The 13,939-nt window shown below is 60.4% G+C and carries 13 protein-coding genes; 2 read left to right on the forward strand and 11 right to left on the reverse strand.

Annotated features, from left to right (window positions below; genetic code table 11):
- Positions 1 to 10: 10 nt before the first annotated feature.
- Genes MRBLMR1_RS03535 through MRBLMR1_RS03545 form a run of 3 tightly spaced genes read right to left on the reverse strand, consistent with a single transcriptional unit; the run spans position 11 to position 3,231 of the window.
- A complete protein-coding gene (locus MRBLMR1_RS03535; RefSeq protein ID WP_148145741.1) occupies positions 11 to 832 on the reverse strand; it encodes a transglutaminase-like domain-containing protein in 822 nt (273 codons plus the stop codon).
- 32 nt (positions 833 to 864) lie between these two features.
- Positions 865 to 1,809, reverse strand: coding sequence for an alpha-E domain-containing protein (locus MRBLMR1_RS03540; RefSeq protein ID WP_148145740.1), 945 nt, complete (start codon positions 1,807 to 1,809; stop codon positions 865 to 867).
- A gap of 12 nt (positions 1,810 to 1,821) precedes the next feature.
- The gene (locus MRBLMR1_RS03545) at positions 1,822 to 3,231 is read right to left on the reverse strand and encodes a circularly permuted type 2 ATP-grasp protein (RefSeq protein ID WP_183685228.1); all 1,410 of its coding nucleotides are present in this window, start codon (positions 3,229 to 3,231) and stop codon (positions 1,822 to 1,824) included.
- Between the two features lie 305 nt (positions 3,232 to 3,536).
- On the opposite strand from MRBLMR1_RS03545, the gene MRBLMR1_RS03550 reads away from it, so the two are divergent.
- Positions 3,537 to 4,445, forward strand: a complete 909-nt coding sequence (locus MRBLMR1_RS03550; RefSeq protein ID WP_148145739.1) for a DMT family transporter — start codon at positions 3,537 to 3,539, stop codon at positions 4,443 to 4,445.
- On the opposite strand, the gene MRBLMR1_RS03555 is transcribed toward MRBLMR1_RS03550, so the two are convergent.
- The 6 genes from MRBLMR1_RS03555 to MRBLMR1_RS03580 form a co-directional block, all read right to left on the reverse strand.
- On the reverse strand, positions 4,417 to 4,965 hold the full coding sequence (locus tag MRBLMR1_RS03555; protein WP_148145738.1) for a hypothetical protein: 549 nt from the start codon (positions 4,963 to 4,965) through the stop codon (positions 4,417 to 4,419). The two genes, MRBLMR1_RS03550 and MRBLMR1_RS03555, sit on opposite strands and share 29 nt — an antisense overlap.
- 85 nt (positions 4,966 to 5,050) lie before the next feature.
- Positions 5,051 to 6,841, reverse strand: a complete 1,791-nt coding sequence (locus MRBLMR1_RS03560) for a DEAD/DEAH box helicase (protein WP_148145737.1) — start codon at positions 6,839 to 6,841, stop codon at positions 5,051 to 5,053.
- 321 nt (positions 6,842 to 7,162) lie between these two features.
- Complete coding sequence (locus MRBLMR1_RS03565) at positions 7,163 to 8,497, reverse strand: solute carrier family 23 protein (RefSeq protein WP_148145736.1); 1,335 nt, start codon at positions 8,495 to 8,497, stop codon at positions 7,163 to 7,165.
- 252 nt (positions 8,498 to 8,749) lie between these two features.
- Entirely contained in the window at positions 8,750 to 10,111 is a 1,362-nt protein-coding gene (locus tag MRBLMR1_RS03570) for a sensor histidine kinase (protein WP_148145735.1), read from the reverse strand.
- Positions 10,108 to 10,767 (reverse strand): response regulator transcription factor, encoded by a 660-nt coding sequence (locus MRBLMR1_RS03575; RefSeq protein ID WP_148145734.1) that lies wholly within the window; start codon positions 10,765 to 10,767, stop codon positions 10,108 to 10,110. The genes MRBLMR1_RS03570 and MRBLMR1_RS03575 overlap by 4 nt, the downstream gene beginning before the upstream one ends.
- Positions 10,768 to 10,772: 5 nt before the next feature.
- Positions 10,773 to 11,090, reverse strand: coding sequence for a PepSY domain-containing protein (locus tag MRBLMR1_RS03580; RefSeq protein WP_500063658.1), 318 nt, complete (start codon positions 11,088 to 11,090; stop codon positions 10,773 to 10,775).
- Positions 11,091 to 11,228: 138 nt separating this feature from the next.
- On the opposite strand from MRBLMR1_RS03580, the gene MRBLMR1_RS03585 reads away from it, so the two are divergent.
- On the forward strand, positions 11,229 to 11,519 hold the full coding sequence (locus MRBLMR1_RS03585; RefSeq protein ID WP_183685227.1) for a PepSY domain-containing protein: 291 nt from the start codon (positions 11,229 to 11,231) through the stop codon (positions 11,517 to 11,519).
- Positions 11,520 to 11,591: 72 nt separating this feature from the next.
- Here the strand turns inward: MRBLMR1_RS03585 and MRBLMR1_RS03590 are convergent, their stop codons facing one another.
- Both MRBLMR1_RS03590 and MRBLMR1_RS03595 read right to left on the reverse strand, forming a co-directional pair.
- On the reverse strand, positions 11,592 to 11,942 hold the full coding sequence (locus MRBLMR1_RS03590; RefSeq protein ID WP_500063660.1) for a hypothetical protein: 351 nt from the start codon (positions 11,940 to 11,942) through the stop codon (positions 11,592 to 11,594).
- A 205-nt stretch (positions 11,943 to 12,147) separates the two neighbouring features.
- Positions 12,148 to 13,737, reverse strand: coding sequence for a trimethylamine methyltransferase family protein (locus MRBLMR1_RS03595; protein WP_148145731.1), 1,590 nt, complete (start codon positions 13,735 to 13,737; stop codon positions 12,148 to 12,150).
- Between the last annotated feature and the right edge of the window lie 202 nt (positions 13,738 to 13,939).

Consider the following 13,939-nt stretch of genomic DNA (forward strand, 5'->3'; position numbering starts at 1 on the left):
GTTCGTCCATTCAGGACTGCGTCTGGCTTTGTTCCTGGCTCGGTTTGACCGTCAGGCTTACCGTGAGGTTTTCCCCGGCCGGTCCGATCCGCATGCCGGAAACCGGAGCGCAGTCTCGGTAGCAGAGGCCCGATGCGATGCGGACATAACGGTCATCAGGGCAGACATTGTTCGCGGCATCGAAGCCAACCCAGCCGAGGCCTGGAACATGGGCTTCCGCCCACGCATGGGTTGCCACTTGTTCCGGCCTATCCTCCATCAAAAGATAACCGGAAACATAACGGGCCGGAATGCCGGAAAACCTCGCGGCTGAAATGAAGATATGGGCGTGGTCCTGGCAGACGCCGGTCTTTGCCGCCAGCGCCTCTTCGGCCGTCGTTTCGGTCGTGGTGGTGCCGGGATTGTAGGCAACCGCCTCGTGGATTGCGTCCATCAGCGCATGCATCTGCGCCAGTTCGCTGTCGCCTTTCACGTTTTTAGCCAGATCCTTGACCAGCTTGCCGGGCTTTGTGCGGCCGGTGTCGCGCAGGTAAAGCCAGAGTGGGGTGCAGCCGAGATGGGCGCCGAAGACGCCGGCCTTGTCGAGCGTTTCCACCTCGCCTGTGGCGGTGATGCGGATCACATGTTCCGCGCCCTCGACCGAAACAAGATCGACATGATTGCCGTATTGGTCGAAATACCCCGTCTCGATCTTGGCGCCGTCGACCTTCACGCTCCAGTTCAGCACCTTTTGCGTCGGCCCGCTGATCGGGGTCAGCCGCAGGCGCTGCAGCAGATAGGGAACGGGTTCGTCATAGAGATATTCTGTCGTATGCGAAATCTTCAGCCGCATGGGTGGTCCTTCGGGTCGAGCGGTTGGGCTGATTACTGATAAAAGCGGTAGCCGTCGGAAATCTCGGCGCTGAGCTGATTGTTGCGGTAGACGAAGTCTTCGAGGAATTCGTGCAGGCCCTGGTCCATGATCTCGGTGACGGAGCCGCGCTTGAGCATGGTCCGGATCGCATCGGCCGTGTCATGCGCCGTCAGCCGCTCGCCGCCGTAATCTTCCGACAGGTAATGCAGGTTGCTGACGATCTTCTCGTAACAATAGGCGAGCGAGCGCGGCATCTGCACCTGCAGGATCAGCATATCGGCGATGTTTGAGGCTTGGTATTCGCCATCATAGACCCAGCCGTAGGAGCGGTGGGCCGAGACGGAGCGCAGGATCGATTCCCACTGGAAATTGTCGAGCGCGGAGCCGACCTGGCTGACGGAAGGCAGGAGCACGTAATATTTCACGTCGAGAATGCGGGCCGTATTGTCGGCCCGTTCTATGAATGTGCCGATGCGGGCGAAATTGTAGATCTCGTTTCTGAGCATCGAGCCGTGAAATGCGCCGCGGATGAGACCGCAGCGATGTTTTATGACGCCGATCAGCTCGGGCAGGTCGGCAGCCTTGGGCTTGCGCGACATACGGGCCTTGAGGTCGATCCACGCCTCGTTGGTCGCTTCCCAGGTCTCGCGCGTCAGGGCGGTTCTTACCATGCGGGCGTTGTTACGGCCCGCCTCGATGCAGGACATGACGCTCGACAGGTTGGTGCGGTCGCGCAGCAGATAATCGACCGCGTCGGAGGCGGTCATCTTGTCGTGGACCTCGGAATAGGCCTCGCGCACCCCCGCACTCTCGAGCACGCCGTGCCAGTCCTCATCCGAAGAGCCGGCGCGGGTCAGCGAGACGCGCAGGCCGGCATCGACGAGACGGGCGATGTTTTCGGCGCGCTCGATGTAACGGAACATCCAGTAGAGGCCGTTTGCAGTTCTTCCCAGCATTCTTCTACGCCCTCAATCTTCCAGTACCCAGGTGTCCTTGGTGCCGCCGCCCTGGCTGGAATTGACCACCAGCGAGCCTTGCTTGATCGCCACGCGGGTGAGACCGCCTGGAATGATCTTCACCTTGTCGGAAACCAGTACATAGGGCCGCAGATCGACGTGGCGCGGGGCGATGCCCTTGTTGACGAAGATCGGCACGGTGGACAGAGCCAGCGTCGGCTGGGCGATGTAGTTGGACGGGCGTGCGCTGAGCTTTTCGGCAAAGTCGGAGCGTTCCTTTTTTGTCGCCGTCGGCCCCACCAGCATGCCGTATCCGCCTGACCCGTGAACTTCCTTGATCACCAGGTCCGCGATATTTTCCAGCACGTATTTGAGGCTGGCCGGCTCGGAACAGCGCCAGGTCGGCACGTTTTCAAGAAGCGCCTTGCGACCCGTATAGAATTCGACGATTTCCGGCATGTAGGAATAGATCGCCTTGTCGTCGCAGATGCCGGTTCCCGGTGCATTGGCGATCGTGACATTGCCGGCGCGGTAGACATCCATGATGCCGGGAATGCCCAGCGCCGAATCCGGGCGGAAGGTGAGAGGGTCGAGGAAATCGTCGTCGACTCGGCGATAAAGAACGTCGATCGCCTCGTAACCGCGGGTGGTGCGCATCTGCACCTTGCCGTCGAGCACGCGCAGATCCGAACCTTCCACCAGTTCGACGCCCATCTGGTCGGCGAGGAAGGAGTGTTCGTAGTAGGCGGAATTGTAGATGCCGGGAGTGAGCACGGCAACGCGCGGCTTGCCCTTGCAGCCGGGAGGGGCGACAGCCGCGAGCGACTGGCGAAGCAGGCGCGGATAATCCTCGACCCGCTGCACCTTGTTCAAGGTGAACAGTTCGGGGAACATCTGCATCATCGTCTCGCGGTTCTCCAGCATGTAGGAGACGCCGGAGGGCGTGCGGGCATTGTCTTCCAGAACGTAGAACTGGTCTTCGCCGGTGCGCACGATGTCGGTGCCGACGATATGGGTATAGACGCCACCCGGTGGCTTGAAGCCGATCATCTCGGGCAGGAAGGCGACGTTCTTCTCGATCAGTTCGCGCGGGATGCGGCCTGCCTTGATGATCTCCTGCTTGTGGTAGATGTCGTCGAGAAAGGCGTTGAGCGCCAGAACCCGCTGCTCGATGCCCTGGGCCAGCTTGCGCCATTCGCGAGCGGAGATGATGCGGGGAATGATGTCGAAGGGGATGAGTTTTTCTGAACTGTCCGCGTGGCCGTAGACTGCGAAGGTGATGCCGGTCTTGCGAAAAATGTTTTCCGCATCCTGAGTCTTGCGGATCAGATGTGCGGTGTCCTGTGCCGCGTACCACTCGTGGTAGTCTTTATATGGTGGGCGCGGAAGGTTCTCCGCAGTTAACATTTCATCAAATGCCAAAGAAGCGTTCCCCTTTTTTTGGCCATAAGAATACAACGCAGAGGGCAATGCAAGAACCATGCGCAGTTGCCGAAGATAAAATCGAAACTCCACTTGGCGCTTAGGAAATAGGGTATTTGAGGCTGCCGCCCAGAGCTGAATCCGATAGGTCAGGATTTGCTAACATTCGTCAAATCAATGTGTTGCCCGTTAAAGCGCCAAGTGCTCACGGGATGATCAACGTCATTGACGATTGCCGTCAGATTTTCTGCTTTGACCGGGAAATATTGTCCGCCTATGGGAACTAACCTCTTTGACGGAAGCCAATCATGCTTGACCGCCTCGCGCCGGCGATATTTGCCTTTCTATGGTCCACGGGCTGGATCGTTGCGAAATATGCGGCCATGCATGCCGACCCGATCACCTTTCTCGCCGTGCGCCATGCTCTCGCGGCGTGTGCCTTTGCCGGCCTCTGTCTGCTGATCGGGGCAAAATGGCCCAAGAGCGGGGTGGCATTCGGCAAGGCCATTCTCTCCGGCGTGTTTCTGCACGGGCTTTATCTTGCCGGCGTCTGGTATGCGATCGGGCAGGGGGTGCCGTCGGGCCTGTCCGGCATCATCGCCGGGCTGCAACCGCTGTTGACTGCATTGGCAGCCACCTTCCTGCTTGGTGAACGGCTTTCTTCTCGCCAGCGCATCGGCCTCGGGCTCGGCTTTGCCGGCATACTGATCGCGATTTCACCGCAGCTTCTGGCCAGCCTTGCCGCCGGGCTGACGGGGCTCGGCATTCCGCTGATCATCAATCTCGTCGCCATGACATCGGTGACATACGGGACCATTTATCAGAAGCAGCATCTGCAGCAGGCAGACCTGATGGCGACGGCGACGCTGCAGTTCGTCGGCGCGTTGATCGTCACCCTGCCGATCGCCCTTCTGACAGAGGACATGCGTTTCGACTGGACATGGCAGGCGATCGCGTCGATGGCATGGTCGGTGATCGGCATTTCGATGGGGGCGGTGTTCCTGCTGCTTCGGCTCATTCGGCACGGACAGGTCTCGCGCGCGGCATCGCTGATCTATCTGATGCCGCCCATGGTGGCTATCGAGGCCGCGATCCTGTTCGGTGAGCCGCTGACCTTGCCGGTGGTGGTTGGCACGGTGATCGTGGTGGCGGGGGTGTATCTGGTGAACCGGAAGGCCGCCAATTTCAAAAAGGAAACAACTTGGCGCGGGTAATGCCAGCTTTGGTAAACGTGTCGAGCAGGTCTGCTTGTCGATCGTGAGTTAAAGCGCGTAGGGGGATAGGGTCCCAAATTGCTCCTCTCCGCAAGATCAGAAGGATACTGTCGTTCATTGCCCAAGATCTGAAATCCTGCAGGGGAACGCGCCAAAGTGAAACGCCTTGTTCGAAGGTAATGGTGTCGTTGTTCCAACTAAGTTCTATAGGCTTGTTTGCTTGAAACCGAGCCTTGAAATTGCGCAATGCCGCCCGTGAGGCGATGAAACCAGCCGCCAAGCTCAAAAGGGCAATGCTCAGAGGAACGCGGACAATTCTCATCAGCATCTGCATGTTGAGGTCATCATACATCAGCTCAGCGTAAGCGCTGATAAGGACGATCAAAATCAGGCAGGATATCAAGTAAACTCGATTGCCCCATTTTGTTCGTCGCCAGAGGCGGTGGGCGCTCAGGATATCTTTGTCTGATAGGTTGTATCTTATCAACTTCGCCCCTTTGGTTGTGGTCTTTGTGCTCACCTAGGAGGCTCTATGATCAAAGTAAAGCCGCCTGAGGCAAGACCCGAGGCGGCTTCAATGCTTATTTGTATTTTAGATTTGCAGCTTACGCCGGACGGCGCTTGCGGCCCTGGAAGCCGCCGCCGCGCTGTTCGTCGCCACGAGCAGGGCCGGGATTGCCGAAGCGGACGGGGCCGCGACCTTCGCCCTGGCTGGTCTTCTGCGGGGTATGGCGGTTCTGGCCACCGGTCTTTGCCGCAGCCTGCGCACCATCGGTCGCACCTGCCTGATGCTGCTGGCGCTGCTTGCCGGCTTCGTGGGCGCCGTGGGCGGCGCGGTCACGATTGCCGCCATTGTTCGGCTGACGCTGGCCCTGGCCCTGGTGACCACGGTTCTGGCCGCCGCCGCGCTTCTGCTGCTCGCCACGGTTCGGACGGAAGTCCGAGGTCGCTACCAGATCGTTGTCGCCTTCGGAGCGCGGAGCCTCCTCGTTGCGGCGCTGGCCACGAAACTCTTCGTTGCGGCGGCTGTCGCGCTGCGGACGATTGTTGGAGCCGCCACGATGTTCCTGGCGCTCTGCGCGCTCTTCCGAAGCACCTTCTGCGCCTTCCGCGAAGAACGGCTTGCGGGCCGGGCGTTCGCGGCGCTTGGACTTGCCGCTTTCGCCGTTGCCACCACCGTTACCGCGAGCATTGCCGCCACGGGCCTTGTTGCCGCCGCGGTTATTGTTATTGCCATTGCCGCGGACCGGACGGTTCAGCGCTTCCGGGCGCTCGCCGGATACGGACTTGATCTCGATGCCCATCAGCTTTTCGATATCGCGCAGGAGCAGCGTTTCATCCGGGGCGCAGAACGCGATCGCGATGCCGTCACGGCCCGCACGGGCGGTACGGCCGATGCGGTGAACATAGGCATCCGGCACTTCCGGCAGGTCGTAGTTATAGACGTGGCTGACGGCCGGAATGTCGATGCCGCGGGCGGCAACGTCGGTGGCGATCAGCGTCTTGATCTCGCCGTCACGGAAACCCTTTAGTGCCCGCTCGCGCTGGCCCTGGCTCTTGTTGCCGTGGATGGAGGCGACAGAGAAGCCGATATTGTCGAGATGCTTCATCAGCTTCTCGGCAGTGTGCTTGGTGCGCATGAAGACGATAGAGCGGCCATCCGGGTTTTCAAGCAGCGACTTGCGCAGAATTTCCGTCTTGTCGCCCTTGCCGGTAACGAAATGGACATACTGTTCGACCTTGTCGGCAGCCTTGCCCGGAGGCGTGACTTCGACCTTGACCGGATCGGTGAGGAAGTCGGCGGCCAGATCGGCGATCGCCTTCGGCATGGTGGCAGAGAAAAGCATGGTCTGGCGCTTCTTCGGCACCATCTTGGAGATCTTGCGCAGGTCATGGACGAAGCCCAGATCGAGCATCTGGTCGGCTTCGTCAAGAACGAGGAAGCGCACGGTCGTCAGGCCGATGGCGCGGCGGGCTACGAGATCGAGCAGGCGGCCGGGGGTGGCAACCAGAATGTCGGTGCCCTTTTCCAGCTGCAGCTGCTGCTTGTTGATCGACACACCGCCCACGACGAGGTTGATCTTCAGCGGACGGCCCTTGGCGAAGGACTTCAGGCTGGCGGCGATCTGGTTGACCAGCTCGCGCGTCGGCGCAAGGATCAGCGAACGGGTCGTGCGGTTGTCGGGACGCGTGCCATCGGCAAGCAGGCGCTCGATCAGCGGCAGGCCGAAAGCGGCTGTTTTGCCGGTGCCTGTCTGGGCAAGGCCGATCAGGTCGCGGCCTTCGAGGAGAAGCGGGATAGCCTGCGCCTGGATCGGCGTCGGAGTTTCAATGCCAAGCGCGGTCAGCGTGGCGACGATCTGCTTGGAGACACCAAGAGATTCAAAATTCGTCAAAGCGAATACCTTTCGGGGCGCCAGAAAACGACATGCCTGCATGGCACCATGCCATGTGGGCTGTTTCTGGCGTCAAGAACCCCGCGTGATTTGGGAACTTGTGTGTTGGAAATTGCTTCCCAGCGCTTGAACCCTGAGTGTCAGGGCGATCTATCTGTGCGCCTTGTTCCTTCTTTGCGATCTTTGTTGTCGCAGGGCCAACTCACGCGGCGGCCGGAAGGTGAAAGCATGAGCCGCATTTGGTGGATTTGCCGAGAAAAGTCAAGGATATTTCGCAAATGCGAAGCGCAGGCCAGCCATGCGGCCTGCGCGTTTGTCTCGTCAGGCCTGTTGATCCGGCTTGTTTGCAGCCTTGGTCAGGCCAAGCGCGTGATAGAGCACGATCGCGCCGATCGTAGCGGTGCCGATGCCGTCGAGCGTGAAGCCCGCGACATCGAGCTTGAAGTTGCCGGCGCCGAGAACCAGCGCCACACCGACGGTAATCAGGTTGCGCGGCTCGGAAAAGTCGACCTTGTTTTCCACCCAGATACGGCCGGCAGTGGCGGCGATCAGGCCGAAGACGACGATCGACAGACCGCCGAGAACAGGCCCCGGAATGGTCTGGATCAGCGCGCCGAACTTCGGCGAGAAGCCGAGCAGGATGGCGACGAAGGCGGCGACGAGGAAGACCAGCGTCGAGAAGATGCGGGTGACGGCCATGACACCCATGTTTTCGGCGTAGGTCGTCATGCCGGTGCCGCCGAAGAACCCGGAGAAGATCGTTGCGACACCGTCACCGATGAAGGCGCGGCCGAGATAAGGGTCGAGATTGCGGCCGGTCATGGCGCCGATCGCCTTGATATGTCCGAGGTTTTCGGCAACCAGAATGACGACGACCGGGGCGATCAGGGTGATCGCGGAGGCCGAGAATACCGGGGCAGTGAAGGTCGGCAAACCGAACCATGCGGCGGCAGAGACGCCGGAAAAGTCGATCGGTGTGCCGTAACCCATTCCATTCGCCAGCACGAGATAGAGGATGTAGGCGAAAGCGCCGCCGAGAAGGATCGGCAGGCGGCGGGTCATGCCGGGGGCGTAGACGGCGACGAGGCCGACAGCCGCGACAGTGGCTATTGCCACCCAGCGCGACAGCTGGCTGCCGTCGGGCGTTGCCGCACCGGTGCCGGATGCGCTTGCGATTGCGATCGGCGCCAGCACGAGGCCGATGGCGGCAACGATTGCACCGGTCAGGACCGGCGGCATCAGCCGCTCGATCCAGCGATGGCCGGCCATCATGACGATGACACCGATCAGGGCGTAAAGCGCACCGGCTGCGATGATGCCGCCGAGCGCCAAGGCGATATTCGGGTTAGGCGCGCCGGCTGCTGCCGCAGTTGCAACCAGAACCGGGCCGATGAAGGCGAAGGAGGAACCGAGATAGCTCGGCACGCGGCCGCCGACAGCGATGAAGAAGATCAATGTCGAAAGGCCGGAAAACAGGATCGATACGTTCGGATCGAAACCCATTATCATCGGGGCAAGCACGGTCGAGCCGAACATCGCCACCACATGCTGGAAGCCCAGCACCACCGTCGGCCCGGCCGGCAGACGTTCGTCGGGCAGGATGCGCCCTTCCGTCTTCAGCCGCCAACGCGGAAAATACCCACCCGTCTCGCTCATGTCTCGCCCTATCCCTGTTGCGTCCCGCCAAGCGACCCGACACGTTTCCTGTGCCGTGTTTTTTCGATTTGTAGTCTCATAAGGCGGGAATGAATTTTGCCTGTCGCGCGGGCACGGGATCGCCGCGGTTGCTTCGATGGATCGTGCCGGCTCGCAAAAAGCCTCGTTAACGCTATCATTGGCCGATGTCATCGGCGGGCAAGCGGTTTCCCACAGCGCTGATGCCTTTGAAGGCGGAAATCCTGTCGCAGTTCAAAAGGCGATGGTGACCTGTAACCCGGCTTGCCGCCGGTTTTCGATCGACAGGGTCAATCCGTAGACGGTGCAGATTTCCTTGACGATGGACAGGCCAAGGCCGGTTCCCGGCACCTGTTCGTCCAGGCGGACGCCGCGTTCGGTCATGCTGCGGATCTTTTCGGGATCGACGCCAGGGCCATCGTCGGCCACGGTCAGGCGGCGGTTTTTCCAGCTAATGGTCACTTCGCCTGCGGCCCATTTGACGGCGTTTTCGACGATATTACCGATCATCTCGCGAAGGTCATTCGGGTCGAGCGGAACGTCCGCCGGCTCGTCGATCTCCACATTCCAGTTGAGCGCTTCACCTTCCGGCGTTCGTTTCAGCGTGCGGACGATCTGGCCAGTGATCTTTTCGATGTCTGCATCGGACTGGCGCAGTTCGGCATTGGCGACGATGCGGCTTCTTGCCAGTTCCGCCTCGACATGGGCGCGCATCAGCGCCACCAGCCGGTCGATCTCGTCGGCCATCTCGCTTTCGCCCTTCTGGCGCAGCGTCAGGGCGTCGTTGGAAAGCACCGTCAGCGGTGTTTTCAGCCCGTGCGCCAGATCGCCGGCACGGGCGCGAGCCTTGGCGATTGCCTGAGCCTGCGCATCGAGCAGGCGGTTGACCGATATCTCGACCGGTTCGAATTCCTTCGGCAAAACGCCTTCCAGGCGACCGCCGCGTCGTTCGCGGATACGGTCGAGGCCGGTGGTCAGTTCTGCCAGCGGCTTCAGGCCGAAGACGACCTGGATCAGCGAGGCGCCGATCAGGAAAAGCGTAAGGCCTGCGAGATAAGGCAGGATGTCGAAGGCGAAGCGATAACCGGCTTCCTGCAATGGCTTGCGATCGGCCGCAACGATGATCTGCAGGGTCTTCAACCCTGCGGGCGTCGGCACCATAATCTGACGCTGCTGGGCGGTCAGCGTCGAGCCGTCCGGCCCGGCCATGTCGTAGCGAAGAACCCGCCCGTCGCTCGGCAGATCGGCAGGTGAAGTAAGCGTATAATCCCAAAGCGAGTGGGAACGCAGGCGGGCAGGGGAGGTGTCGTCGCCGATCTGCCAGTAGAGCCCGCCATAGGCATCCTCGAAACGCTTGTCGAAGAAGCCGGCCGGGCGTTCGGGTGTGCCATCGGCAGCAAAACGCAGCGAGGCGGCGATATTGTTGATATGGCCGGTCAGCTCCGCATCGAGCCGGCGTTCCAGATTGGCGGAAAAGACCGAGACCATAAACAAGCAGGCCAAGGCAAGCGCAGCCGGGACCGTGACCAGCGAGACGATCAGAAAACGGTTGCGGATCGAGAGCGGACGTCGCCCGGCCTTGGTGTCTTCGCTCATGCGGTGCCGATCCGGTAGCCGTAGCCGCGACGGGTGACGATGACTTCCCTGCCGAATTTTTTGCGCAAGCGTCCGACGAGCACCTCGACCGAATTGCTCTCTCGCTCGAAATCCTGCGCGTAGAGCTGTTCTGTCAGTTCCATCTGCGAGACATGCCGCTCGCCATTGGCCATCAGAAAATGCAGGCAGCGATATTCGAGCGGCGTCAGTTCGACGGGCAGGCCGTCGACCGAAGCGCTCTTCGCGCGCGGATCGAGCTTCAGCTTGCCTGCCTGCATCACTGGAGCCGCCTTGCCCTGCGAGCGGCGGATGATGGCGCGCAGGCGGGCGAGAAGCTCCGGCATCTGGAACGGTTTTGCCAGATAATCGTCGGCGCCGGCATCGATGCCCTCGACGCGCTCTTCCCAGTTGCCGCGGGCAGTCAGGATGAGAACGGGCAGTTCCCGCTCAGTGGCGCGCCAGCGTTTGAGGACCGACAGGCCATCGAGTTCGGGCAGGCCGAGATCGAGAATGACGGCGGCGAATTCTTCTGCGTCACCGCGGAACCAGCCGCTCTCGCCGTCACGTTCATGCTCGACCAGATAGCCGGCATGTTCGAGATGGCGGGTGACGTCGCGGGCGATCAACGGGTCGTCTTCAACAAGCAGGATACGCATGGCAATCAATCGTCGTCATCGTCATTATCGACATCGAGAACGCGGCCATCTCTGGCGTCCATCTCGATTTCGACCAGCCGGCCGTTGGTCTTGAGGACCTTGAACTCGTAGATGAAACGGCCGTCGTCCTCATCCAGCTTGACGCGGATGATCTCGCCCGGAAACGCGCGCCGCACTTCGTCCTGCAAGGCGGAAAGCGGCATGACCTCACCGCGGTTCACGGCATCGCGCAAGCGGTCAAGATCATGGTTGTCATCGCCCTTCGAAGGCGGGGCCGTAAAGACCAGAGCAGACAGAAGGGCGAGGGCAGTGAGGCGTTTCAACATCCGCTTCCTCTAACACGGGTTTGCTGAAATTTAGCTGACATGGCCTGTCAGTTATCGCTCAGCGCCACTTTCGTAAGGTCTGTCCATCGGTCAGGCAAGGATGCCTCGGCCGGATCAGTTCGAAAGGAACCCGTCATGAAAAGCATCATCCTTGCTGCCGTTGCGCTCTCTTCCGTTGGCTTTGCCTCTTTCGCCCATGCGGATGACGATGATCGTCGCCGTTGCGGCAATGTGCCGATCGCCGACTGGATGAGCGAAGCGGATTTGCGCAACAGGATCGCGCCGCTTGGTCTGGAAATCCGCGATATCAATATCGATGACGGCTGCTATGAGGTCGAGGCCCGCAACAAGGATGGCCGCAAGATGGAAATCAAGTTCCACCCGCAATCCGGCGAACAGGTGTGGATCGACGGCGACGACGATTGATCGCGTAGAATAGATAAAAGAAAAAGGCGGCGGTTCTTTCACCGCCGCCTTCAGCATCTCTGACTTCAGATATTAATAGCAGACGCGGGCGCGATAAGCTTCGCCATATTCGTTTTCCACCCATTCGAGATGGCAACGCGGCGGCGGCGGGGCCGGCTCGTAGTAAGCAGGGCGGTAAACGACCCGCGGTGGCGGTGGCGGTGCGTATTCGTATTGCGGCTCGACATATACCGGTCGCTGCGAACCGGAAACGATTGCGCCTCCGATAATACCGCCGGCAAGACCTGCGGCGGCGCCGATCAGGACGTCGTCGCCGTGATGATGGCGGTCGCGCGCTTCTGCGGCAGGTGCGGTCGCGGCAAGTGCGCCTGCGACAGACAGGGCGACGAGGCTCGCGGAAACTGTTTTCTTCATGAACGTCATGATCGTGGTCCTTTCCCTCTGGTTCGTTCCAAGGGCACGTTCATAAGATGGTGCTCAATCTCGGCAGATTGATGGAAGGAAACAGAACTTAGTCTGAACGGCTGTTCACACTCGATCATCCAAAGGTTGATTTCTGCCGCTAACGTGCAACCTCCGCCTCGCTTTGTGGTGGGATTGCGGCAATACTGTGCCGGTTTGAAGGTGTTCAGAAATCGGTTGCCACACCGCCTTCAGCCTTACGCCTGGTCACGAAAGAATCGAGTTCTTCTCCCATCGCGGGATCAAGTGCCGGCTGCTGGTAATTGGCCAGTGCTTCCTTGTAGATCCGGTTGGCATGGTCATAGGTGGTCGGCCTTCCTGCCTCGGTCCACGTTTCGAAATTGCGCCAATCTGAAAGGATGGGCGAATAGAAGGCGGTTTCGTAACGTGCGAGTGTATGCGGGGTGCCGAAGTAATGGCCGCCGGGGCCGACATCGCGCACCGCATCTAGCGCCAGGGCGTCGGCGCTTACGTCGAGCGGCGTCAGGAATTCCGCCACCATCTGCAACATGTCGACGTCGAGAATGAATTTCTCGAAGGATGCCGTCAGTCCGCCTTCCGTCCAGCCCGCGGAGTGAAGCACGAAGTTGCCGCCCCCTTGCGTCAGCGCCCAGAGCGACATGGAGCTTTCGTATGCCGCCTGTGCATCGAGCGTATTGGCGGCATTGGTGTTGGAGGTCCGGTAGGGAATGCCGTAGCGGCGGGCCAGTTGCCCACCGGCAATCACCGCCTTCATATATTCCGGGGTGCCGAAAGCGGGTGCACCCGTCTTCATGTCGACATTGGACGTGAAGCCGCCATACATGACGGGGGCGCCTTTTCGCACCATCTGGGTGAAGGCGATGCCAGCCAGCGCCTCGGCATTCTGCTGCACCAGAGCGCCGGCGATCGTTACCGGCGCCATGGCGCCCGCCAGCGTGAACGGCGTCATGATGACGACCTGGCCGCACGACGACATTTCGATGATCCCTTGAAGCATCGGCCCGTCGAGACGGAGCGGGGAGGATGAGTTGATGACGGTGAAAAGCGATGGCTCCGTCGCCATCTGCTCCATCGATATGCCTCTTCCGATACGGGCAATTTCAAGTGCATCGAGATTGCGCTGTGCGCCAAGCGAATAACAATGAAAGACCTTGTCGGTCAGTTTCACCAGATCGGACAGGCAGTCGAGGTGACGAACCGAAGCATGAATGTCGATCGGCTCGACCGGATAACCGCCGGTCGTGTGGATGATGTCGTAATGCTGCGCGAGTTTGATCAGCTTGCGAAAGTCTTCCTGATTGCCGGCGCGGCGACCACCCTCGCGATCGGCAACGAAAGGGGCGGAAGCGACCTGCGCGAAGACCAGGTTATTGCCGCCGATGCTGACATTCCGCTGCGGATTTCGGGCATGCATGGTGAAGCTTGACGGCGCGGATGCGATCAGTTCCTCGATCAGGCCACGGTCGAAACGCACCCGGTTGGAGCCGGGCGTAACATCTGCTCCCGCGATCTTCATCCGCTCACGCGCTTCCGGCAGGATGATGTCCATACCGATTTCCTCAAGCACAATCAGCGAGGCGCTGTGAATGTCTTCAATCGCTTCGGGCGAGAGGATGCTAGTCTTGTCTATCGTGTTGACCAGGTTGCGGTATTTTGTCCCGCTCAGGCCTGAGCGGAGGCGTTCGCCACCTCTGCCGCCGCTGCGGCGGCGTCTTTCACCGCTCGTCGGGCCAGCATCTGCTTCAGCAGGAGAAGGCGTCGTAATCTCGCTCATGACTATCCCATCTGCGGCGGTCCTTTCGCAGACTGTGTCAAATTCCCTTCACGGTTGCCCTCGCCATTTGCGACGATGTGCCGCCTCTTCCAGGACATCACGCCGCTCCGGCGAAAATTCTGCAATCGCTACACGAAAATCCGGGTATCGACTTGTGGTAAAAACGCGTTGTTAACACTCGCCATGGTGTTATCGTCGCCAT

It is taken from the genome of Neorhizobium sp. LMR1-1-1.1 (assembly GCF_040675795.1).
GTDB classification, from domain to species: Bacteria; Pseudomonadota; Alphaproteobacteria; order Rhizobiales; family Rhizobiaceae; genus Neorhizobium; species Neorhizobium cellulosilyticum.

What these genes read in the sequence shown, in the direction of transcription:
- MRBLMR1_RS03535 (WP_148145741.1), bottom strand. Translation starts at nt 832, where the DNA reads ATGCGGCTGAAGATTTCGCATACGACAGAATATCTCTATGACGAACCC.
- MRBLMR1_RS03540 (WP_148145740.1), bottom strand. Translation starts at nt 1,809, where the DNA reads ATGCTGGGAAGAACTGCAAACGGCCTCTACTGGATGTTCCGTTACATC.
- MRBLMR1_RS03565 (WP_148145736.1), bottom strand. Translation starts at nt 8,497, where the DNA reads ATGAGCGAGACGGGTGGGTATTTTCCGCGTTGGCGGCTGAAGACGGAA.
- MRBLMR1_RS03570 (WP_148145735.1), bottom strand. Translation starts at nt 10,111, where the DNA reads ATGAGCGAAGACACCAAGGCCGGGCGACGTCCGCTCTCGATCCGCAAC.
- MRBLMR1_RS03575 (WP_148145734.1), bottom strand. Translation starts at nt 10,767, where the DNA reads ATGCGTATCCTGCTTGTTGAAGACGACCCGTTGATCGCCCGCGACGTC.
- MRBLMR1_RS03585 (WP_183685227.1), top strand. Translation starts at nt 11,229, where the DNA reads ATGAAAAGCATCATCCTTGCTGCCGTTGCGCTCTCTTCCGTTGGCTTT.
- MRBLMR1_RS03590 (WP_500063660.1), bottom strand. Translation starts at nt 11,942, where the DNA reads ATGACGTTCATGAAGAAAACAGTTTCCGCGAGCCTCGTCGCCCTGTCT.
- MRBLMR1_RS03595 (WP_148145731.1), bottom strand. Translation starts at nt 13,737, where the DNA reads ATGAGCGAGATTACGACGCCTTCTCCTGCTGAAGCAGATGCTGGCCCG.